The organism is Rhizobium sp. Leaf306, assembly GCF_001423425.1.
In the GTDB taxonomy this organism is placed as follows: Bacteria; Pseudomonadota; Alphaproteobacteria; order Rhizobiales; family Rhizobiaceae; genus Neorhizobium; species Neorhizobium soli.
In genome coordinates this window covers 26,397-44,241 of the sequence record NZ_LMNX01000007.1, presented here as the reverse complement: position 1 = coordinate 44,241, position 17,845 = coordinate 26,397, and the positions used below count along the sequence as shown (strand labels likewise).

The 17,845-nt window shown below is 60.9% G+C and carries 15 protein-coding genes; 8 read left to right on the top strand and 7 right to left on the bottom strand.

Features of this window, described 5'->3' with window-relative positions:
* Positions 1–53 precede the first annotated feature (53 nt).
* Complete coding sequence (locus ASG19_RS22525) at positions 54–1,022, bottom strand: hypothetical protein (RefSeq protein ID WP_062463182.1); 969 nt, start codon at positions 1,020–1,022, stop codon at positions 54–56.
* Between the two features lie 101 nt (positions 1,023–1,123).
* On the opposite strand from ASG19_RS22525, the gene ASG19_RS22520 reads away from it, so the two are divergent.
* Positions 1,124–2,452, top strand: coding sequence for a PLP-dependent aminotransferase family protein (locus ASG19_RS22520; RefSeq protein ID WP_062463179.1), 1,329 nt, complete (start codon positions 1,124–1,126; stop codon positions 2,450–2,452).
* 69 nt (positions 2,453–2,521) lie between these two features.
* Here the strand turns inward: ASG19_RS22520 and ASG19_RS22515 are convergent, their stop codons facing one another.
* The 3 genes from ASG19_RS22515 to tauA form a co-directional block, all read right to left on the bottom strand.
* A complete protein-coding gene (locus ASG19_RS22515; RefSeq protein WP_062463176.1) occupies positions 2,522–3,376 on the bottom strand; it encodes an ABC transporter permease subunit in 855 nt (284 codons plus the stop codon).
* Positions 3,373–4,164, bottom strand: a complete 792-nt coding sequence (locus ASG19_RS22510; RefSeq protein WP_062463173.1) for an ATP-binding cassette domain-containing protein — start codon at positions 4,162–4,164, stop codon at positions 3,373–3,375. The genes ASG19_RS22515 and ASG19_RS22510 overlap by 4 nt, the downstream gene beginning before the upstream one ends.
* A gap of 65 nt (positions 4,165–4,229) precedes the next feature.
* A complete protein-coding gene (tauA, locus tag ASG19_RS22505) occupies positions 4,230–5,237 on the bottom strand; it encodes a taurine ABC transporter substrate-binding protein (protein ID WP_062463170.1) in 1,008 nt (335 codons plus the stop codon).
* Between the two features lie 217 nt (positions 5,238–5,454).
* Here tauA and ASG19_RS22500 point away from each other — a divergent pair, with 217 nt between their 5' ends.
* Positions 5,455–6,198 carry a sulfite exporter TauE/SafE family protein gene (locus ASG19_RS22500; RefSeq protein WP_062463167.1) on the top strand — a complete coding sequence of 248 codons (744 nt, stop codon included), beginning with the start codon at positions 5,455–5,457 and terminating at the stop codon, positions 6,196–6,198.
* A gap of 27 nt (positions 6,199–6,225) precedes the next feature.
* Positions 6,226–6,987, top strand: coding sequence for an SDR family NAD(P)-dependent oxidoreductase (locus ASG19_RS22495; protein WP_062463164.1), 762 nt, complete (start codon positions 6,226–6,228; stop codon positions 6,985–6,987).
* A 69-nt stretch (positions 6,988–7,056) separates the two neighbouring features.
* Here ASG19_RS22495 and ASG19_RS22490 read toward each other — a convergent pair whose 3' ends face one another.
* Both ASG19_RS22490 and ASG19_RS22485 read right to left on the bottom strand, forming a co-directional pair.
* On the bottom strand, positions 7,057–8,439 hold the full coding sequence (locus ASG19_RS22490) for an aminotransferase class III-fold pyridoxal phosphate-dependent enzyme (protein ID WP_062463161.1): 1,383 nt from the start codon (positions 8,437–8,439) through the stop codon (positions 7,057–7,059).
* Positions 8,440–8,544: 105 nt separating this feature from the next.
* Complete coding sequence (locus tag ASG19_RS22485) at positions 8,545–10,110, bottom strand: PLP-dependent aminotransferase family protein (protein ID WP_082476505.1); 1,566 nt, start codon at positions 10,108–10,110, stop codon at positions 8,545–8,547.
* A 374-nt stretch (positions 10,111–10,484) separates the two neighbouring features.
* Between ASG19_RS22485 and ASG19_RS22480 the strand changes: the two genes are divergently transcribed.
* Genes ASG19_RS22480 through ASG19_RS22460 form a run of 5 tightly spaced genes read left to right on the top strand, consistent with a single transcriptional unit; the run spans position 10,485 to position 16,745 of the window.
* Complete coding sequence (locus ASG19_RS22480; RefSeq protein ID WP_200933938.1) at positions 10,485–12,074, top strand: ABC transporter substrate-binding protein; 1,590 nt, start codon at positions 10,485–10,487, stop codon at positions 12,072–12,074.
* A 10-nt stretch (positions 12,075–12,084) separates the two neighbouring features.
* Positions 12,085–13,038, top strand: coding sequence for an ABC transporter permease (locus tag ASG19_RS22475; RefSeq protein ID WP_062463158.1), 954 nt, complete (start codon positions 12,085–12,087; stop codon positions 13,036–13,038).
* On the top strand, positions 13,035–14,957 hold the full coding sequence (locus ASG19_RS22470) for a dipeptide/oligopeptide/nickel ABC transporter permease/ATP-binding protein (protein ID WP_062463155.1): 1,923 nt from the start codon (positions 13,035–13,037) through the stop codon (positions 14,955–14,957). The genes ASG19_RS22475 and ASG19_RS22470 overlap by 4 nt, the downstream gene beginning before the upstream one ends.
* Positions 14,954–15,922, top strand: a complete 969-nt coding sequence (locus ASG19_RS22465) for an oligopeptide/dipeptide ABC transporter ATP-binding protein (protein ID WP_062463151.1) — start codon at positions 14,954–14,956, stop codon at positions 15,920–15,922. Before ASG19_RS22470 ends, ASG19_RS22465 begins: the two co-directional genes overlap by 4 nt.
* Positions 15,923–15,932: 10 nt before the next feature.
* Positions 15,933–16,745 carry a creatininase family protein gene (locus tag ASG19_RS22460; protein WP_062463148.1) on the top strand — a complete coding sequence of 271 codons (813 nt, stop codon included), beginning with the start codon at positions 15,933–15,935 and terminating at the stop codon, positions 16,743–16,745.
* Between the two features lie 91 nt (positions 16,746–16,836).
* Here ASG19_RS22460 and ASG19_RS22455 read toward each other — a convergent pair whose 3' ends face one another.
* Complete coding sequence (locus tag ASG19_RS22455; RefSeq protein WP_062463145.1) at positions 16,837–17,754, bottom strand: LysR family transcriptional regulator; 918 nt, start codon at positions 17,752–17,754, stop codon at positions 16,837–16,839.
* Positions 17,755–17,845: the final 91 nt, after the last annotated feature.

Genomic DNA, 17,845 nt, shown 5'->3' with positions numbered 1-17,845 from the left:
CCCCTTGTTTTACGAATGCGTGTTTCTTCGGAACTTGCAGTTTCGGCGAGAGATCAGATCTGGTTGCCGTCCGTATCGAACTGGAAAAGCTCTTCCGGCATCATCTCGCGCTTCATGATGCCCTGCGCATGGAGCTCCTTGGCGAAGTCGCCAATCATCTTGCGGTTGGCAGCAAAGCCGCTGGCGTCCCACCCTTCAGGGAGTTCACGGGAGGTCTTGAGCACCTCATCGAACATCCACGGCGTGGTTTCCGCATACTTGCGGCGCTTCTCCGTCCACATTTTCTGGCTTTCATCAACGAGGCGGCTGATCTCGGCAATCACCCATGGATTTTCCGCCACAACCTCGGCCTTGATGCCGATCAGGTGCATGCCGGGCACATAACCGACGTCAGCGAAGTAGCGCTGCTCCTCGCTGCGGAAATCAGGAAGCACCTGACGGAAGGGCGAACCGGGTTCGAAATAGCCGTTCGGCATGAACGGTGTGAAGATCGCATCCAGCGCGCCTTCGCGCAGAAGGTCCACCATCGGCCGCTCGCCGGGGCATGCCTCGATCAGGCCGGGCTGCCCAAAACCATCAAGGCGGTCGGCGATCGGATGCGCTTCCGTCAGCCGTCCGGCATACCACATGGCATCGGTAACCTCGACACCTTCGCGGCGGATGGCGGCGCGGGTCCAGGTGTTGCCACTGTCTCGCCAGCCCGTGACCCCGATGCGCTTGCCGGCCAGTTGGTCAAGCGTGGTGATGTCGCTGTCGCCCATGGTCATGATGCAGCGGTGACGAAAGCCGCGCATGATGAAGTTGGGGATTCCGACAACGCTTTCATCGCCGTCGTGGCGCAGCTGGGTGTAGCGGCTGAAGGAGACTTCGGCCGCCTCGTGGTCCGGGTCCTTGCCAATGTGCGACACCAGCGTCCCGATGCGATCGACCTGAAGATCAAGCTTGTCGGAAGAGACATCGCCCAGGACAAGCGGCGTTATGTAGTCCCAGTCACGGAGTGCAATTCGAAGGCGCAGTGTCATTTGAGTTACTCACGACAGAAATGCTGATAGGCCGAAGATAAAATGTTCAATTCGAAATGATCAAACGGTATTACGTTATTGAACATTTAAATGGTGACGAAATGAGCGATGCCTATAATTCGAGCTGGTTTGCTGAAAAATTGACCGATCGCTCAATTCGCGGAATAGCGTTGGAGACCAGCGCCTTAATCCGGGCCGGAGCGCTGCCGGTCGGCGCTAAGCTGCCTCCAATCCGCGATCTGGCATTTTCGCTGGGCGTGAGCCCCGCGACCATTTCGGAGGCCTGGAGCGAGCTTCGTCGCCAAAAGATCATCACCGGGCGCGGCCGTAACGGCACCTGGGTGAGTGGCGACAGCTTTGTCGCCAAGCCGGAGCGACTGGCCAGTGTCGGCCATTACGGTGCCGGCGTGCTGGACCTGACCATGGCCGTGCCCGACAGGGCGTTGCTGCCGGCGCTCGGGAATGCACTGGTTCATGCGGTATCGACGGAGAAGCTGAACAGCTACGAGCGCAGTCGCATCCTGCCGGAGCTTGAGGCAGACGTTCGCAGGACCTGGCCCTACGAGGCGGAGGCATTTCTGGCGACGAACGGCGGATATAACGCGGTCTACACGCTGATCCATGCGCTTGTGCCGCCAGGTGCCGCCGTTGCCATTGAAGAACCGACGGGCATGCGGCTTCTCGATATCCTCGAGGATCACGGCGCCAGGATCGTGCCGGTCGTCTGCGATTCCGACGGCCCCCTGCCCGCGTCCCTAAGGCAGGCAATGCTGAGCAAGCCGGTCGCCTTCATATTCCAGCCAAGGCTGCACTCAGTGACGGGTCAGACCGTGGCAACCCGGCGAATGGCGGAACTTGCCGAGGAACTGCGTGATACCGACGTGCTGATCATCGAGGATGACGGCCTTGCGGATATTTCCGACGCGCCACGCCAATCGCTCGGGCGCGTGTTCCCCGATCGGGTCATCCATATCCTGTCCTATTCGAAGACCTTGGGACCGGATCTCCGCCTGGCGGTCCTTTCCAGCACGCGCTTGATCATCGAGCAGATCCAGTCCTACCGGAGTTTCAGCTCTGGCTGGACAAGTCGCATCCTGCAGGGCGCAGCCGCCTGGCTGCTGCGCGATGAGACGACGGCAGAAGGCTTGAAGGAGGCACGCCGGCTCTACCAGGCGCGCCGCGACAATCTTGTCAGGGCTCTGGCAGAGCGTGACGTGATCGTGCCGTCAGGCGGTGGACTCTGTGCCTGGGTTCCTGTGGCATCGGAGCCATTCGCTCTCGTCACGCTTGCAGCGCGCGGCATTGCCGTCCACCCGGGCAAGAAATTCGCGGTTCAGCCCACCCACCATCTGCGGGTGGCGACCAGCAACCTCACCGATCGATATGAAGAGGTTGCGAATGCGATTGCACTGGCCGCTTCGGGTGGTTAAGCACCCAACGCGCGGATACTTTGGCGGCACTGCCGGCGATCTGACCGCCGTCTCTGGCAGGTGCGCTTGCTAGGCCATGCCACGCCACGGAACCAGCTTCTTCTCCAGCCAGCGCATGGCAAATTCGAAGACCACCGCGAAGAAGCCGATCACAAAAATGCCCATCAACACGATGTCGGTGCGCAGGAAGTTCGAAGCGTTGAGGACCATCTGGCCGACGCCCGTCGAGGCCGCCACCATTTCGGCGGCAACCAGCGTCGTCCAGCCGACACCCATGCCGATCCTCAAACCGACCAGAATGTCGGGAAGTGCTGCCGGCAGGATCACGAAGCTCAGCAGCTGCAGGCGGCTGGCGCCCAGTGCTCGCGCAGCGTTGATCTGGTCGGACGAGGCGGCCAGCACCCCGGCGCGCGCGGCCAGCGCCACCGGTGCGAAACAGGCGAGGAAGATCAGCAAAACCTTCGAGGTCTCGCCGATGCCGAACCAGATGATCACCAGCGGCAGATAGGCGAGCGGTGGCAGCGGCCGGTAAAATTCGATGAAGGGGTCCAACATGGCACGGATAGCCGGGCTGATGCCCATGGCGAGGCCAACGGGAATGCCGACCAGCGCCGCGAGCAGAAAGGCGAAAACGACCCGGAACAGGCTCATCGCCACATGTTCCGTCAGCGGCGCCCCGTCAATTCGTCCATCGATCGCATCTGAAAACGCCTTGAGCACCGTCTCCGGCTTCGGCAGGAACAGCGGCTTGACAAGGCCGAGATGGGTGACGACCAGCCAGACGGCCAGCATGAAGGCCACCATCAGCAGGCTGATCAGGCCGATCTGCATGCCGCTGAGCGGCCTCCTACGACGGATTTTCTTAAGCTGCCTGCGGGCCGGGATGGCTGCCGTTACCGAATGACTTTCCGAGAGATCGTTCATGCTGCGGCCTCCCGTGTCATCCTGTCTCCCTGGTGGATGGCGGCAAGGACTTCCTCGCGAACAGCGATGAAGTCCGGCGAGGATTTTAACGCCCGCGCATTGCCGCTTTCGAGGAACCGCCTGCTGAACTCCAGCGGCATGATCCTGGCTATTCGGCCCGGTCTCGGCGTCATGATGATCAGTCTGGTGGCAAGGAAAATGGCTTCCTCGACGTCATGGGTGATGAAGAAAGCCATCTTGCTGGTCTTTGCCCAGACGCCGAGGATCAGCTCCTGCACCTGCTCACGGGTAAAGGCGTCCAGCGCGCCAAGCGGCTCGTCCATCAAAAGCATGCGCGGATCGGCTGCCAGCGCGCGGGCGATTCCGACGCGTTGCTGCATGCCGCCCGAAAGTTCGTAGATCTTCTTTTCGGCAGAACCGTCGAGCCTGACGAGTTCGAGCATGTGGCGGGCACGCTGAAGCCGCTCCGCTTTTGGCATGCCCTGCATGCGCAAGCCAAACGCCACGTTCTCGACGACGGACAACCAAGGCATCAGTGCGTGGCGCTGGAATACCACGCCGCGATCGGGGCCCGGTCCGCTCACCGGTTTCCCGTCGATCAAGATCGTGCCGTCGGTCACCGGCTGGAAACCGGCGATGCAGGAAAGAAGCGTGGTCTTGCCGCAGCCGGAGGCACCGAGCGCCACGACGAATTCTCCTGGTCCGATATCGAGATCGATACGCGATAGCGCGACAGTTCCTCCTTCGCCTTCTCCGTAGTGGACGCTTACATTGCGGATCTGAAGCATCGGGATCACTCCGTCAGAAGCTGTACCGGACCGAAATCCTCGGCCCGGCCTTTAAGAAACGTCGCTTACTTGGCGGCTGACTTCACATATTTGTCGGTCACGAAGGCCGCATAGTCGGGAGCGAGATCGGTGACACGGCCCTGTTCCTTGAGGAACTCGGAGGTCGATTGCAGAGCCTTGGCGGCACCGCCGCCAAGCCAGGCCGCCGACGCCTGTTCCTCAAGTGGCGGGAATTTGTAGGCGGCCATGCCGGCCGGAACGTCGGCGGCGTTCGCGCCGGTCCATTTGACGACAGCGCGAACCTCAGTGGAGTCCGGCGTCCAGGCGGCCTTGTTCTTGGCGTAGTCCGCGTCGGAGGCGGCCAGGAGCTTGACGAAGGTCGTCATGAACTCGGCATTGGCGTCGGCGAACTCGTCGGTGACGACGATCCCGTCAAAGGTCGCCTTGCCCTTGGCGGCGAAATCGCCCGCACTGGCGATGACGGTGCCGCTTTTTCTGGCGACATCGAGAACCGGTGCCCAGATAAATGTCGCATCGATGTCACCGCGTTCCCACGCGGCGGCGATTTCCGGCGGCCGCATGTTGAGCAGCTTGACGTCCTTGGACGAAAGGCCGGCTTCTGAGAGCGCATACATCAGTTGGTAATGCGAGGTCGACACGAACGGCACGGCAACCGTCTTGCCCTTGAGGTCTGCGATCGTCTTGATGTTGCTGCCGTTGCGGGCCACCAGCTGCTCGGCATTTGCGATGTCGTCGAGGATCCAGAACAGCTTGATCGGCAGGCCCTGGGAAGCTGCCGCCGCAACCGGCGAGGAACCAGCTTCGCCCATATTGACGTCACCGGACGACATGGCGCGGATGACGTCGCCACCCCCACCGAACTTCACCCATTTGATCTTGTAGCCGGTTTCGGCCTCGAGCTTGCCGGATTCCATCAGCACGCGGATGGGGGTCATCATGTCCTGATAGGCGAATGTCAGGCTTTTGTCCGCCGCCGAGGCGGTGACGGATGCGCCGAACACCATGCTGCAGGCCATGGCCACGGATGCGAATGCTTTGCTCAGGCGCTTCATGAACTTCACTCCTAAAAGAGGACCGGAAACTACCCGCATTAAGCGTGAAGCAATTGCCATGCCGAAAGAGCCAGTTGCGGCGATTTGACAGCCATCTGGCCCTGTGCATGTCGACTGGCCCCATCGTTGCTGCCGTCTGGCTCTCACCGGCATTGGCCCGTTTGCCTAGACCGGTCCGCAGAAGTGGCTCGGCAGCCGCTCTGGCTTGGGAGGGGAAATGGAGGCGCTGGCAATTGCAATCGTGACGATCGGCGCGGGCGGATTTCGCGGCGTGACCGGCTTCGGTTACGCGATGGTCGCCTCACTTGGGATCTCGGGGGCGATGATGCTGCCGGCCGTCAGCGTGCCATTCATTCTGTTCAACGATTTGCTTCTGACAGGCTTCACATTGCTCAATCGCAAGCATGGCGCGATTGACTGGGTTGCGGGCCGCATTCTTCTTCTCTCGGGTCTGTGCGGCGCCATCTGCGGCGGATTGCTGGCAGCACGGCTCGACGGAGACATCGCCCGGATGATGGTCGCGATTATCGTCGCGCTTACGGCCTGCGTGGCCATGATCCGCAATCCACCCAGTTGGCTGGCCGGCCGATCCATCGGCATGCTGATAGGTTTTACCGTCGGACTGCTGCTATCAGCCTTTGCCGTCGGCGGGCCGCTGGCGGCCGCATGGCTGCTGGCCGGCGGAACGCAGCGGCTATATGTTCGCGGCACATTGGCGGTCTTTTTCGGCGTCGTCGATCTCGCCAGCCTCGTCAGCCGTTTTTTTCTCGGCACGATCGATCTGCAGCTCATGCAACTGCTTGCCTTCTATTTCCCGCTGACGCTCGCCGGTTTCGGTGTCGGCTTTTTCCTGTCACGCCGAATGTCACCGGAGCTTTGGCATAGAGTATCGTCCGGCGGTCTGGTTCTGATCGCCACCATCGGCCTTGTCCAAGCCATCGGCGCATTCCTCGCCGTCTGATTTCTGATCCCCCGAAAGGAACCTATCATGTCGAAAACCGCCCTCATTACCGGCGCCACCGCGGGCTTCGGCGAGGCCATCGCCCGGCGTTTCGTGGCCGAAGGCTGGAACGTCATCGTCACCGGCCGGCGAAAGGATCGTCTCGATCAGCTGGTCCTTGAACTGGGAGGAGAGACACGCGCCATCGGTATCTGTTTTGACATCCGGGATGAGGCAGCCACGCGAGCTGCACTCGCGTCGCTGCCCTTGGACTTCCAGGCGATCGATGCCCTGATCAACAATGCCGGTCTGGCGCTTGGCACCGGAATGGCCGACACATGCGATCTTGCCGAATGGAAAACGATGATCGACACCAATATCACCGGTCTCGTCACCATCACCCGGCTTCTGCTGGAAACGCTGGTTACGCGCCGCGGGCTTGTGGTCAACCTGGCGTCGATCGCGGCCAACTGGCCCTATCCCGGCGGCAACGTCTATGGTGCCAGCAAGGCTTTCGTGCGCCAGTTCTCGCTGGGCCTGCGTAGCGACCTTTCGAGCAAGGGCGTACGCGTGACGTCGATCGAGCCGGGGCTGTCGGAAAGTGAGTTTACCCTGGTGCGCACCGGCGGCGATCAGGCGTCCTACGACCGACTGTATCAGGGCGCCAATCCGCTTCAGCCGGAGGACATCGCCGAAACCATCTACTGGGTCTCCAGCCTGCCGGCGCATGTCAACATCAACAGCCTCGAGATCATGCCGGTCAGCCAGTCCTGGGCGCCGTTCCAGGTTCATCGCGAACAGACGACCTGATCAGCCAATGAACAAGGGCCCGGCCAATCATGGCGAGCCCTTGTCTGGAACGGAAGCCGTGCGCAGCTGTCAGCCGAACACCTTTGTCAGCGCCCGATCGACAGTGGATGTGATCGCGTCGATATCAGCGGCCGTCGCGATCAAGGCCGGGCTGAAGCACAGCGTGTTGTTCAAGCCTGGCAGCGACCTATTGGTCGCGCCGATAATGACGCCATCGCTCAAGCAGGCACCGATGACTGCCTGAACCTGTTTTTCCTCGACGGGTGTCTTCGACTGCCGGTCGCTGACCAGTTCCGCACCGCAAAAAAGACCCAGACCCCGGACATCGCCGATTACCGCGTGGCGTTCTTGCAGCTCCCGCAGGTTGGCGCGCATACGTTCACCCATGCGGGTGGTGTTTTCCAACAGCTCTTCCTCTTCGATGATGCGCATGTTTTCCAGCGCAGCAACCGGGCCGGCAACACAGCCGCCAAACGTCGAGATGTCGCGGAAATAGGACATCGGGTCCGATGGGTCGTCCTTGAAGAGGTTGAAAACCTTTTCATGGGTGACGGTGCAGGAAATCGCCGCATAACCGGAGGCGACGCCTTTTGCCATTGTCACGAAATCAGGTTCGACGCCGAAATGCTGGTAACCGAACCATTTCCCGGTGCGGCCGATACCGCAGACAACCTCGTCGATATGGAGGAGAATGTCGTATTTCCGGCAGATTTCCTGGACCCGGGGCCAATAGCCGTCGGGTGGAACGATGACGCCGCCGCCGGCTGTGACGGGTTCGAGGCAGAGCGCGCCGATCGTCTGCGGCCCCTCCCGCAGGATGACCTCTTCGATGGCGTCGGCGGCACGCTCGAAGTAGTTGTCGATGTCGCCATACTGGCTGCGGTATTCGAGGCAATGCGGCACCTCGACGAAACCCTCGGGCAGCGGTCCGTACTGTTCGCGCCGTTCCGGCTGGCCGCCAGCCGCCAGCGTGCCGAGCGTGGTGCCGTGGTAATCGCGTTCGCGGTAGAGGATCTTGTATTTCTGGCCGCCATGATGACGATGCGAAATCTGGCGCACCATCTTGAAGACCTTCTCATTGGCCTCCGATCCTGAATTCGAATAATAGACGCGGCTCATGCCCGGCATCTTTTCGATCAGCTTTTGCGCAAAAAGCGCGCCCGCGACGGAGCCGGCGGAATTGGCGAAATAGTTGAGCTTGACAAGCTGATCGCGGACCGCGTCGGCAATGCTTTCCCGGCCAAAGCCGACATTGACTGTCCACACGCCGCCGGAAAGAGCATCCAGATATTCACGTCCGGTCGCATCCCAGACCCGCATGCCGCGTCCCTCGACGAAAATGCGCGGATCGGCCGTCTCGAAGGTCTTGTGCTGGGTCAAATGGTGCCAGACATGGGCGCGGTCGGCTTCGATCACGGCCTGGATATCGTTGGGCAATATCGCCGAATTCATGGGGCATCTCCTTGAACGTGGAATGTCCGCATAGCACGGCCCCGCAGCCTAGTGATGGCCCAACCCTCTCTGGTACCATCGAATGTCCGTTCTGGACCCACGGCGTCAGGGAGCGCTCAATGTCGGATGGAGGGAGGCGACCGCTCGACGTGGCACGGATGGCGCGACGGTTGGTCGGGACGGCTCGACGAATGGCGCCAGGCGCGACAGACCCGCCTCGATGCGGTTTGCCGCAATCGAACCGAAGCCGAGCCGGAAGAGGCGGCGGCCGTGCGCCGGATCGCTGAAGAAGATGTCGCCCGCTTCGACCAGGATGCCCGCCTGGCGGGCTGCCTCCATCATGCGGCGGGCGTCAAAATCCTTCGGTCCCTCGATCCAGAAGCTCGTTGCTCCCTCGCCTCGCGTCACCCTGCAGGATGGCAACAGATGCGGAAGGCATTCGGAAATGATCCGCGCCCTTTCCAGCATCACGGTTCCGGTGCGTTTGAGGTGCTGGCGGTAGTGGCCGAGCGCGATGAAGTTTGCGAGCGCACGCTGGTTGTTGGTGGGCGGGTGGCGCAGCATCAGGCGGCGCAGCACGCGCAGCTCGTCAATGACCGGGCGTGGCGCAACGATGTAGCCCACCCGCAATCCCGGTGCGAGCACCTTGGAAAAGCTGCCGACATAGATGACCCGACCATCGCTATCCAGGCTCTTGAGCGAGGGGATGTCACCATCGCTTTCAATCGAAAGATCGGCCTCGTAATCGTCTTCCACAATCAGGACATCATCGACACGCGCCGCCTGAAGCAACATTTTGCGGCGCTCGAGCGGCATCACCGACGTGGTCGGGCATTGGTGGCTGACGGTCAGGAAGGCGACGTTGCTGCGCGCAAAATTCGCATCCGGAATGACGCCCTGGCGGTCGAGGTTAAGGCAGACGATGTTCGATGTCGCGAGGCTCACCATGTTGCGCACATCCGGGTAACCCGGATCCTCGATGCCGGCCGCAGTGCGGCGGCTGACCAGCAGCTGCACGAGCATCGACAGGGCCTGCTGCGAGCCGATCGTCACGATGATTTCGCCAGCACCGGCAAAGATGCCGCGACGCGGAAGGACCTGGCTGCGCAATTGTTCGACCAGATCCGGGTCGTCATCATCGATCATGTCTCCCGCCCAGCCCTGGATCTCCCTGACACTGGACGCAGCGCGCACGGCTTCGCGCCAGTTGTTGGTCGGAAAGAGTGCCGGGTCGTATTGCCCGAACAGGAAGGGATAGGGATAGTCCAACCAGTCCCTCGGCTTGCAGATCTGCCGCTGTGCGGAGGGCTGGATGGCAAACCTTGCCTGCCACTGGTCGAACGAAGCCGACGGCGGCTGGTTGACCACCGGTGCCGCTCCGACGGCCGCCACGAAAATGCCGCTGCGCTCCTTCGAGATCAGGAAACCTTCGTCGGCCAGCAACTGATAGGCCGTCGTCACCGTGTTGCGGGCAATACCCAGAAGGGCCGCAAGCTGTCGGGTCGATGGTAATCTCGTATTGCGACTGAGCACACCGGTCTCGATGGCATTAACGATCATGCGGCGGATTTGCAGGTTGAGAGCCTGCCCGTCCTTGTTCAACGCACTGAACAGGCGCCGCCATGTGACATCCGTGACCGATTGCTGGCGCTGGTTTTTCAAAGTCTTCATGGCATGTGCGAAGCAAAGAACGGGCCAGTTCTCACCCTGTCGGTTACGGCTGATTGCAATATCCCCCTCCTCCGCCAAACCGGAGAATGGGAACGGCCTAAGCGCGGGTGTTTTGACCAACGCGCCGCCTTGAGACCTTCCGTATCGGTAGCCGCACCGGAGAAGTAACTGCACCGATTGGCCCATTAGAATAGGGATCGCGGAAAATAATGTTCGCATTCTTGTTTGCTAGGGCGCGAGATCTGATTACGATTTGTGCATTAGAATCAATTGGTAAATTATCAGGCAAACCCGTCTGATGGTGGCCGGCAAAGAAATCTATATTCCACCAAAATTTTTTCGATTGGACACCAGACGGCTTCGACGCTGGACTGATGGAACAACCGAAGCCGCATTTTCCCTCCAACAAACCCGAGGTATCTGTGACACCTTCCGACTGCCTGTCCCCCACCAGACGCGGTGTACTGATCAGCCTCGGCGCTGGCATTGTCGCGATGACCTTGCCGCACGGCACGCTTGCCCAGACACCGCCCTCCGTGTTGAAGTTCGGCCTCTCGACCTTCCCGCCGACCATCAAGCCCTTCGATAATACCGGGGGCGCTGCCAACACCGTCAAGCTGATGCTGTACCGCGGATTGATGGGTTACGACGCGAGCGGCAAGCTGGTGACCGAACTGGCCGAAAGCTTCTCATGGACCGACCCTACCACTGTCGTTTTCAAGCTGCGCCCGAACGCCGTCTTCCACGACGGCAGCCCGGTGACTTCGGCGGACGTTGCCTTCTCGCTGAACGAGATCACCAAGAATGGCTCCACAGCCTTTCTGAAAAGCGATCTCAAGATCATTTCTTCTGTCGAGGCGGTCGACGACAAAACGGTCAAGATCACCCTGAAAGCGCCGAGCGCCATTTTCCTTGACCTGCTGGCCAGCTATTGCTGCCCGGTGATTTCGAAGAAAAGCACCGACGGCGAGACGATCGGCGCCGGCCCCTTTACGTTGAAGGGCAGCGAAAAGAACGTCTATATCGAAGTTGCGCGCTTCAAAGACTTCTACATGGCCGACCAGCCGCGGGTCGAGGGCATCCGCTTCGTCGCCTATGCCGACGAAAACCTGCGTTATGCAGCACTCGAAGCCGGTGACGTCGACCTGATCGAATATCTTCCCTGGACGCAGTTCGACACGGTCGAGGCGTCCAAGACGCTGAAGATGAAGGCCACGCTGGGACCCTTCATGTTCCTACTGTTCAACGTCACCAGCGGCCCGTTCGCCAATCCCAAGGTGCGTCAGGCGGTTGGCTACGCAATCGAACGCCAGGATGTGGTCGATGCTGCCTTTGCCGGACGAGGCGAACCGCTGTTTGGTTTCCCGAACCCACGCGGCTCCAAATTTGATCTCGCCGATCCGGCCCATGAATGGAAATACGATGTCGAGAAAGCCAAGGCGCTGCTTGCCGAGGCGGGATATGCAAACGGCTTCGAATGCCGGCTACTGGCAACGGCCACCTACGGCATGCACCAGGACACCGCCTCCGTAGTCCAGGCCTATCTCGGCGCCATCGGCATCAATGCGACGCTCGATCTGCCCGACTGGGGCACCCGCGTGACGGCCGGCAAGGAAGGCAAGTATGACATCGCAGTCCACGGGACGTCGGGCAATTACAACGACCCCGATGCACTCTGGTCTCTGCTCTATTCCGGCAATCCGTCCTATCTGCAATCCTTCGGTTTCAAGAGTGCGCGCATAGACGGCCTGCTGGAACAGGGCCGCAACGAGGTCGATCCGGACAAGCGCAAGGCCATCTACCAACAGCTGGTCGTCGCCTATTACGAGGAGGTGCCGCAGGTTCCACTGAACTGGCGCATCCAGGCCTATGCCATGAAGCAGTCGGTCGAAGGCTTCGAGCAGTTGCCGGGCTTCCTCAGCGGTTCATCGGGTTACGCGCTCGACGAGACGAAATTCGCATAAGGAGCGTTGCATGCTGGCCTTCATTTCTCGTCGCATGGCGGCAGCTGTTGCCATGCTTCTGGTCATCGGCACGATCATCTTTTCGCTTCTCATCATCGTACCGGGTGACCCGGCCGAACTGCTGCTGTCGACCGGCGGCGGTTCCGCTTCCGCAGAAGCCATCGCCAATCTGCGGGTCAACATGGGCCTCGACAAGCCGGTCCTCACGCAATACGTGACCTTCCTTTACAATACCGCGCGGCTGGATTTCGGCACGTCGATTGTCGACAACGGCTCGATTTCCTCTGTCATAGCCCTGCGCCTTCCGCGCACGCTCGAAATCATTATCGCCGGCACGATTTTCGCGCTGTTGCTGGCCATTCCCGCGGGCACCGCGGCCGGATTGCGGGCAGGCGGAAAATTCGACATTGCCGCCTCCGCCATCAATGCGCTTCTGACCTCGATTCCGGGCTTCGTGCTCGGCACGCTATTCATCTTTTTCTTCGCACAGGTCCTGGGCTGGCTGCCGGCCGGCGGTTATGTCGCCTTCGCGGCCAATCCGATGCAGCATCTTCAGATGCTGGTTCTGCCCGCATTGACCGTCGGCCTGCACCTGGCGACGATCGTGTTTCGCATGACCCGGGCGAGCGTGCTGGAAATGCGGGGGCACGACTGGGTGCGCACCGCCGTGGCCAAGGGACTTCGCCGCAAGCGGGTGGTTCGCCGACACATCCTCTACAATGCGCTCGGACCGATCATCACCGTCGTCGGCCTGCAACTCGGCATCCTTCTCGGCTCTACCGTCCTTGTCGAGTTCATCTACAACTGGCCCGGCCTTAGTGGCCTGCTGGTTTCGGCGGTCGAACAACGCGATTACCCGACGGTCCGCGCCGTCATCCTGACCGTCGCGGCCATCTTCATCGGTATCAATCTCGTGATCGATATCCTGTCCTCGCTGCTTGATCCGAGGATCCGCCTGCAATGATGTCAGTCCGAAATTTTCCCAAGCGCATGATCCTGCCCAGCCTGTTTCTGGCAGCCTTGATCATCATTCCCTTTGCCGCTCCGCTGATCACTGCCGACGATCCCGTCAAGATCGCTGTTCGCTATCGGCTCGCCGCCCCTGACCTGGAGCATTGGCTGGGTCGGGACGAATTCGGCCGCGATCGGCTGGCCCGCGTGCTCTACGGCGGCCAGGTATCGCTGACCGTCGCTTTTGTGGCGACCACCATTGCCTGCATCATCGGTACGCTTTTCGGTCTGGTCGGCGCCTATTTCCGTGGACCCTCGGAATTTGTGACGAGCCGGCTATCCGACATCGTCCTCTGTTTCCCGCCCATCCTTCTGGCGCTGCTCGTCGTCACCCTGTTCGGACCGGGCAGCGTCACGCTGGTTGCCGTGCTCTCGGTCCTGTATTTTCCGACCTTTGCGCGCATTACCTTTTCCGAGGCACTGCGGGTTACCTCCCTTGATTTTGTCGAAGCGTCCCGCGCGCTTGGCACGCCTTCGTACCGCATCGTGCTTGGAACCGTTCTGCCGAACATCGCCGGCCCCCTGTCGGTTCAGTATTCGCTGACGGCAGCCGCCGCGATCACGATCGAAAGCGGCCTGTCCTTCCTCGGCCTCGGCGTGGTGCCGCCGGCCCCCTCCTGGGGCCAGATGATCCGCGGTGCGCGTCAATTCATGAACCAGGATCCGCTCGGCATCATGATCCCCTGTGCCGCTCTGGTGCTGACAATCTATGCCATCAACTTCTTCTGCGACCGCCTGCGCGACACACTGGACCCGAAAGGCACTTCAGGCAGCAGCATGGATGAGGTTTCCAAGCCGAAGTCGCGGGCAAATGCGCCGACCATCAAAGACCCGGACGTGGTTGCCGTCATCAACAACCTAAGGCTCGAGACTGCGCATTTCGGAACACCTGCCGTTATCGAGGACGTTTCGCTTACTTTGCGTGCCAACCAGTGCACGGCACTTGTCGGCGAAAGCGGATCGGGAAAATCGCTCTCGTCTCTGGCGCTGATGGGCCTCCTGCCTGGCGCTATCCGGCAGGTAGGCGGCACGCTGCAGCTGCGACGCAAGTCTGACGAGGTTGTTGACCTCGGCTTTCTCGATGCCCGCAGGCTCGAGGACATCCGCGGCAACGACATCGCCATGATATTCCAAGAGCCGATGACCTCGCTCAATCCGATCCACAAGATCAGCGACCAGATGATCGAGGCCATCACCGCGCATCGGCCGATGTCGAAGTCCGACGCCCGCGCCCATGCAATCGCGCTCCTGAAGCGCGTGGGCATGAACGACGCCGAGCGGCGGATCGACAGCTACCCCGACCAGATGTCGGGTGGCATGCGCCAGCGCGTCATGATCGGAATGGCGCTGAGCTGCGAACCGCGCCTGCTGATCGCAGACGAGCCGACCACCGCGCTCGACGTGACGATCCAGGCGGAGATCATCGAACTGCTGCAAACCCTGCGGCAGGATCAGGGGAACGGGCTCAGCCTGCTGTTCATCAGCCACAATCTCGGTGTCGTTGCAGATATCGCCGACCGCGTGGCGGTGATGTATTCGGGCCTGATCGTGGAGGAGGGTCCCGCCGCGCAAATCCTGCGCGATCCGCACCACCCCTATACACGTGCCCTGATCGAAAGCATGCCGTCCTCGCATGAAGAGCTGAACTCGGCCCGTGGTGACCGGCTTCCAGCAATTTCAGGCACGCCACCGCTACCATCTGCCCGCCCCTCGGGCTGCACGTTCCGTGACCGCTGTCCAATCGCGTTGCCGGCCTGCGCCCACATCCGGCCGGCCCTTTATCCGAGCGCAGACGGCGAACGCGCCGTGCGCTGCCTGCGGGCGCCGGAAGCACCGGCGGGCGTGATGAACCACCAGACGGAGGCCGCATGACAGCCGCACCCCTTCTCGACGTCCGCAATCTGAAGAAGAGCTATTCGATCGGACGCAGTGGTCTTTTTTCCAAGCGATCACTCAAGGTGCTGCATGATGTCAGCTTCAGCGTCGCACCGGGCGAAGTGCTCGGCCTCGTCGGCGAAAGCGGCTCCGGGAAAAGCACGATCGGCCGCGCGATCCTGCGGCTGATCGAGTCGCAAAGCGACGTGATGCGTTTCGACGGACAGGACCTGAACAGCATTTCGCCTGTCCGGATGCGCAGCCTGCGCAAGCAGATGCAGATCATCTTCCAGGACCCTTATGCCAGCCTCGACCCTCGCAAGACCATCCGGGCGGTGCTGTCGGAGGCGCTCGACGCACACGGCTTGCACAAGGGTGCTGCCCGGGTGCCGCGCCTGATCGAACTCGTCACGCTGGTCGGCCTGGATCCGAGCTTCCTCGACCGCCGCCCGCACGAATTTTCTGGCGGGCAGCGGCAACGCATCGGCATTGCCCGCGCGCTTGCCGTCGAGCCGAGCTTCATTGTCTGCGACGAAGCCGTGTCCGCGCTGGACGTCTCCATCCAGGCGCAGGTGCTGAACCTTCTGGCCGACCTGCGTGCCAAGACCGGTGTATCGCTCATGTTCATCAGCCACGATCTTTCGGTGGTGCGCTACATTTCCGACCGGGTGATGGTGCTTTATCTCGGCCGCGTCATGGAGGTCGGTCCTGCCGATCAGGTCCATTTTTCACCCAAACATCCTTATACGGCGGCGCTTGTTTCGGCCGAACCAAGCCTGCACCGCGAGAACCGCCGCATCCGGCTGACCGGCGAGATCCCCTCGCCGCTCGTCCTGCCCTCCGGCTGCATCTTCCGCAGCCGCTGTCCCTATGCCCAGCCCGCCTGTGCCGAGACCGTCCCGCCGTTGCAAACGGTTGGTGATCAACACCAGTCGGCCTGTCTCAGAACCGACATACTGTAAGGAAATCACCATGCTGACTGAAAAGATCAAGATCGCTGAACTGACCAGCGAAGAAGCCCGCCAGTTTCTCAACGACGATGCCGTCATCCTCCTGCCAATGGGATCGCTGGAAGACCAGGGAACCCATGCGCCGATGGGCGACTATCTCGCCGCCGAAGCCGTCGCACTCGACATAGCCCGCGCCGCACGTGCCGAAGGCATCCCAACCTTCATCGCGCCTGTCATCCCGTTCGGCGGCGCCGATTATTTCGGCTCCTCACATGGGGGCATAGCGGTCAGCCAATCAACGCTTGTTGCCTTGCTGGACGACATGTTTGCCAGTCTGGCCCGTCACGGATTGACCAAGCTGTTGGTCATCAACGGTCATGGCGGCAATGTCGGAGCGATCAATGACGTCTCCCTGAAATGGCGCCAGACCAACGGCATGTTCGTGGCTTCGATGTATCTGTGGCAGATTAGCTATGAAATACTGAAAGAGATCCTCGGCCCGGAAGCAGCTGCAAAGTCTTCAGGCCATGGCGGCGATCCCCTGACATCGGTCGGCTTACATTATTACCCCGATATCTTGCGCATGGACCTGGCACAGTCACCGCCGAAGGACCAGAAGGCGATGGGTGTGGATGTGGCGGGCTTTGCCGCGCTGAAATACGCTGGCGCTCGCCTGCAGGCACCGATCGAGGCCATGGAAACAGCGCCGCATGGCGTATGGGGCGGCGATCCGGTATTTTGTTCAGCCGAAACCGGCGCGGCGCTGACCGAGCGCTTGGTCAAAATCGGGTCCGGCTTCATACGCGATCACGTTTCCAAGCGCTATGCCGCCTGATGACTTGCAGTCTGGAATCCGGCACCGGTGGTGCCGCATTCCAGAAAAAATCCGTGACATGATCAGGTTTGTAGTGCGACCTTATGGAAACTCAGGTCTTGCGAAAGCTGACATAACGCGGATGGGCCGCGACCCATTCCTCGGCAGCCTGTCGGGCCAGCTGGAATATCTGCTCCGTCTGCGCCTTGCGCGCTCTGTTCTGATGGACGCAGCGGATATCGAGAGGGGCAAGCTGAACGGTGGTCGGGATTTCGACCAGCATTCCGGTGGCAATTTCCGGCTCTAGCGACACCAACGGCATTGCCGAGGCGCCGTAGCCGGCCCTGACCATCTCACAGATGGTGGCGAGAGAATTGCCGGTGTGGCGAGAATTGGGGCGTCGTTTCGTCTCTTCTATCAGGTCGGCGACAGGGCCGAACAGCGGCGATGTATGCGGGTAGAGGACCAGAGGCAACTCACGCAATTCATCCGGTGTCAGCGGGCGCTTGATCTCGCCGACCACGTCCGGCCGAGCCACCCAACCGACATGATACTGGACCGAGAAGCTATCCTCGATTTGCGGCAACCCGGCCTCTCCGGTAACGAACGCCATGTCGAGCGCGCCGGACTTGACCATCGGTCGGAGATCGAGATTGGCGCCCGAATAGAAATCGACCAGAGGGGGATCCGGAAGGGCAGCAATCTTGTGGCGCAGGGTAACTGCCCACGTCTGGGTGACCATGGAAACAACGCCGATCGTGTAACGTCGTTTTTGCTTTGACTTCAGACGGCTTGTCAACGTCTCACTGAGATTGAGAAAGGTCTCGGCATATTCGGCGACCTCATGCCCTTGCTCAGTCAGAGTGAAATCGGACTGGGCACGATCAATAAGAGGAATGCCCAGACTATCTTCCAGCCCTGAGATGCGAGCTGAAACAGCCGGTTGCGTCAAACCGATATGATCGGCAACGCGTTGATAGCTCTTGAGACGCGTGAGCCAGTAGAAGGCTTCCAGCTGTTTGAAATTCATGACTAGAACCTAGCGGAAACCGACGGGAAAACTCCATAAAAAAATTCTATGAGAGCGACAGGAATTTTTGCTTTGACCCGCACGTCCCTCC

What these genes read in the sequence shown, in the direction of transcription:
- ASG19_RS22455 (WP_062463145.1), bottom strand. Translation starts at nt 17,754, where the DNA reads ATGAATTTCAAACAGCTGGAAGCCTTCTACTGGCTCACGCGTCTCAAG.
- ASG19_RS22500 (WP_062463167.1), top strand. Translation starts at nt 5,455, where the DNA reads ATGGAGGCGCTGGCAATTGCAATCGTGACGATCGGCGCGGGCGGATTT.
- ASG19_RS22485 (WP_082476505.1), bottom strand. Translation starts at nt 10,110, where the DNA reads ATGAAGACTTTGAAAAACCAGCGCCAGCAATCGGTCACGGATGTCACA.
- ASG19_RS22495 (WP_062463164.1), top strand. Translation starts at nt 6,226, where the DNA reads ATGTCGAAAACCGCCCTCATTACCGGCGCCACCGCGGGCTTCGGCGAG.
- ASG19_RS22460 (WP_062463148.1), top strand. Translation starts at nt 15,933, where the DNA reads ATGCTGACTGAAAAGATCAAGATCGCTGAACTGACCAGCGAAGAAGCC.
- ASG19_RS22520 (WP_062463179.1), top strand. Translation starts at nt 1,124, where the DNA reads ATGAGCGATGCCTATAATTCGAGCTGGTTTGCTGAAAAATTGACCGAT.
- ASG19_RS22470 (WP_062463155.1), top strand. Translation starts at nt 13,035, where the DNA reads ATGATGTCAGTCCGAAATTTTCCCAAGCGCATGATCCTGCCCAGCCTG.
- ASG19_RS22490 (WP_062463161.1), bottom strand. Translation starts at nt 8,439, where the DNA reads ATGAATTCGGCGATATTGCCCAACGATATCCAGGCCGTGATCGAAGCC.
- tauA (WP_062463170.1), bottom strand. Translation starts at nt 5,237, where the DNA reads ATGAAGCGCCTGAGCAAAGCATTCGCATCCGTGGCCATGGCCTGCAGC.
- ASG19_RS22510 (WP_062463173.1), bottom strand. Translation starts at nt 4,164, where the DNA reads ATGCTTCAGATCCGCAATGTAAGCGTCCACTACGGAGAAGGCGAAGGA.
- ASG19_RS22475 (WP_062463158.1), top strand. Translation starts at nt 12,085, where the DNA reads ATGCTGGCCTTCATTTCTCGTCGCATGGCGGCAGCTGTTGCCATGCTT.
- ASG19_RS22480 (WP_200933938.1), top strand. Translation starts at nt 10,485, where the DNA reads ATGGAACAACCGAAGCCGCATTTTCCCTCCAACAAACCCGAGGTATCT.
- ASG19_RS22525 (WP_062463182.1), bottom strand. Translation starts at nt 1,022, where the DNA reads ATGACACTGCGCCTTCGAATTGCACTCCGTGACTGGGACTACATAACG.
- ASG19_RS22465 (WP_062463151.1), top strand. Translation starts at nt 14,954, where the DNA reads ATGACAGCCGCACCCCTTCTCGACGTCCGCAATCTGAAGAAGAGCTAT.
- ASG19_RS22515 (WP_062463176.1), bottom strand. Translation starts at nt 3,376, where the DNA reads ATGAACGATCTCTCGGAAAGTCATTCGGTAACGGCAGCCATCCCGGCC.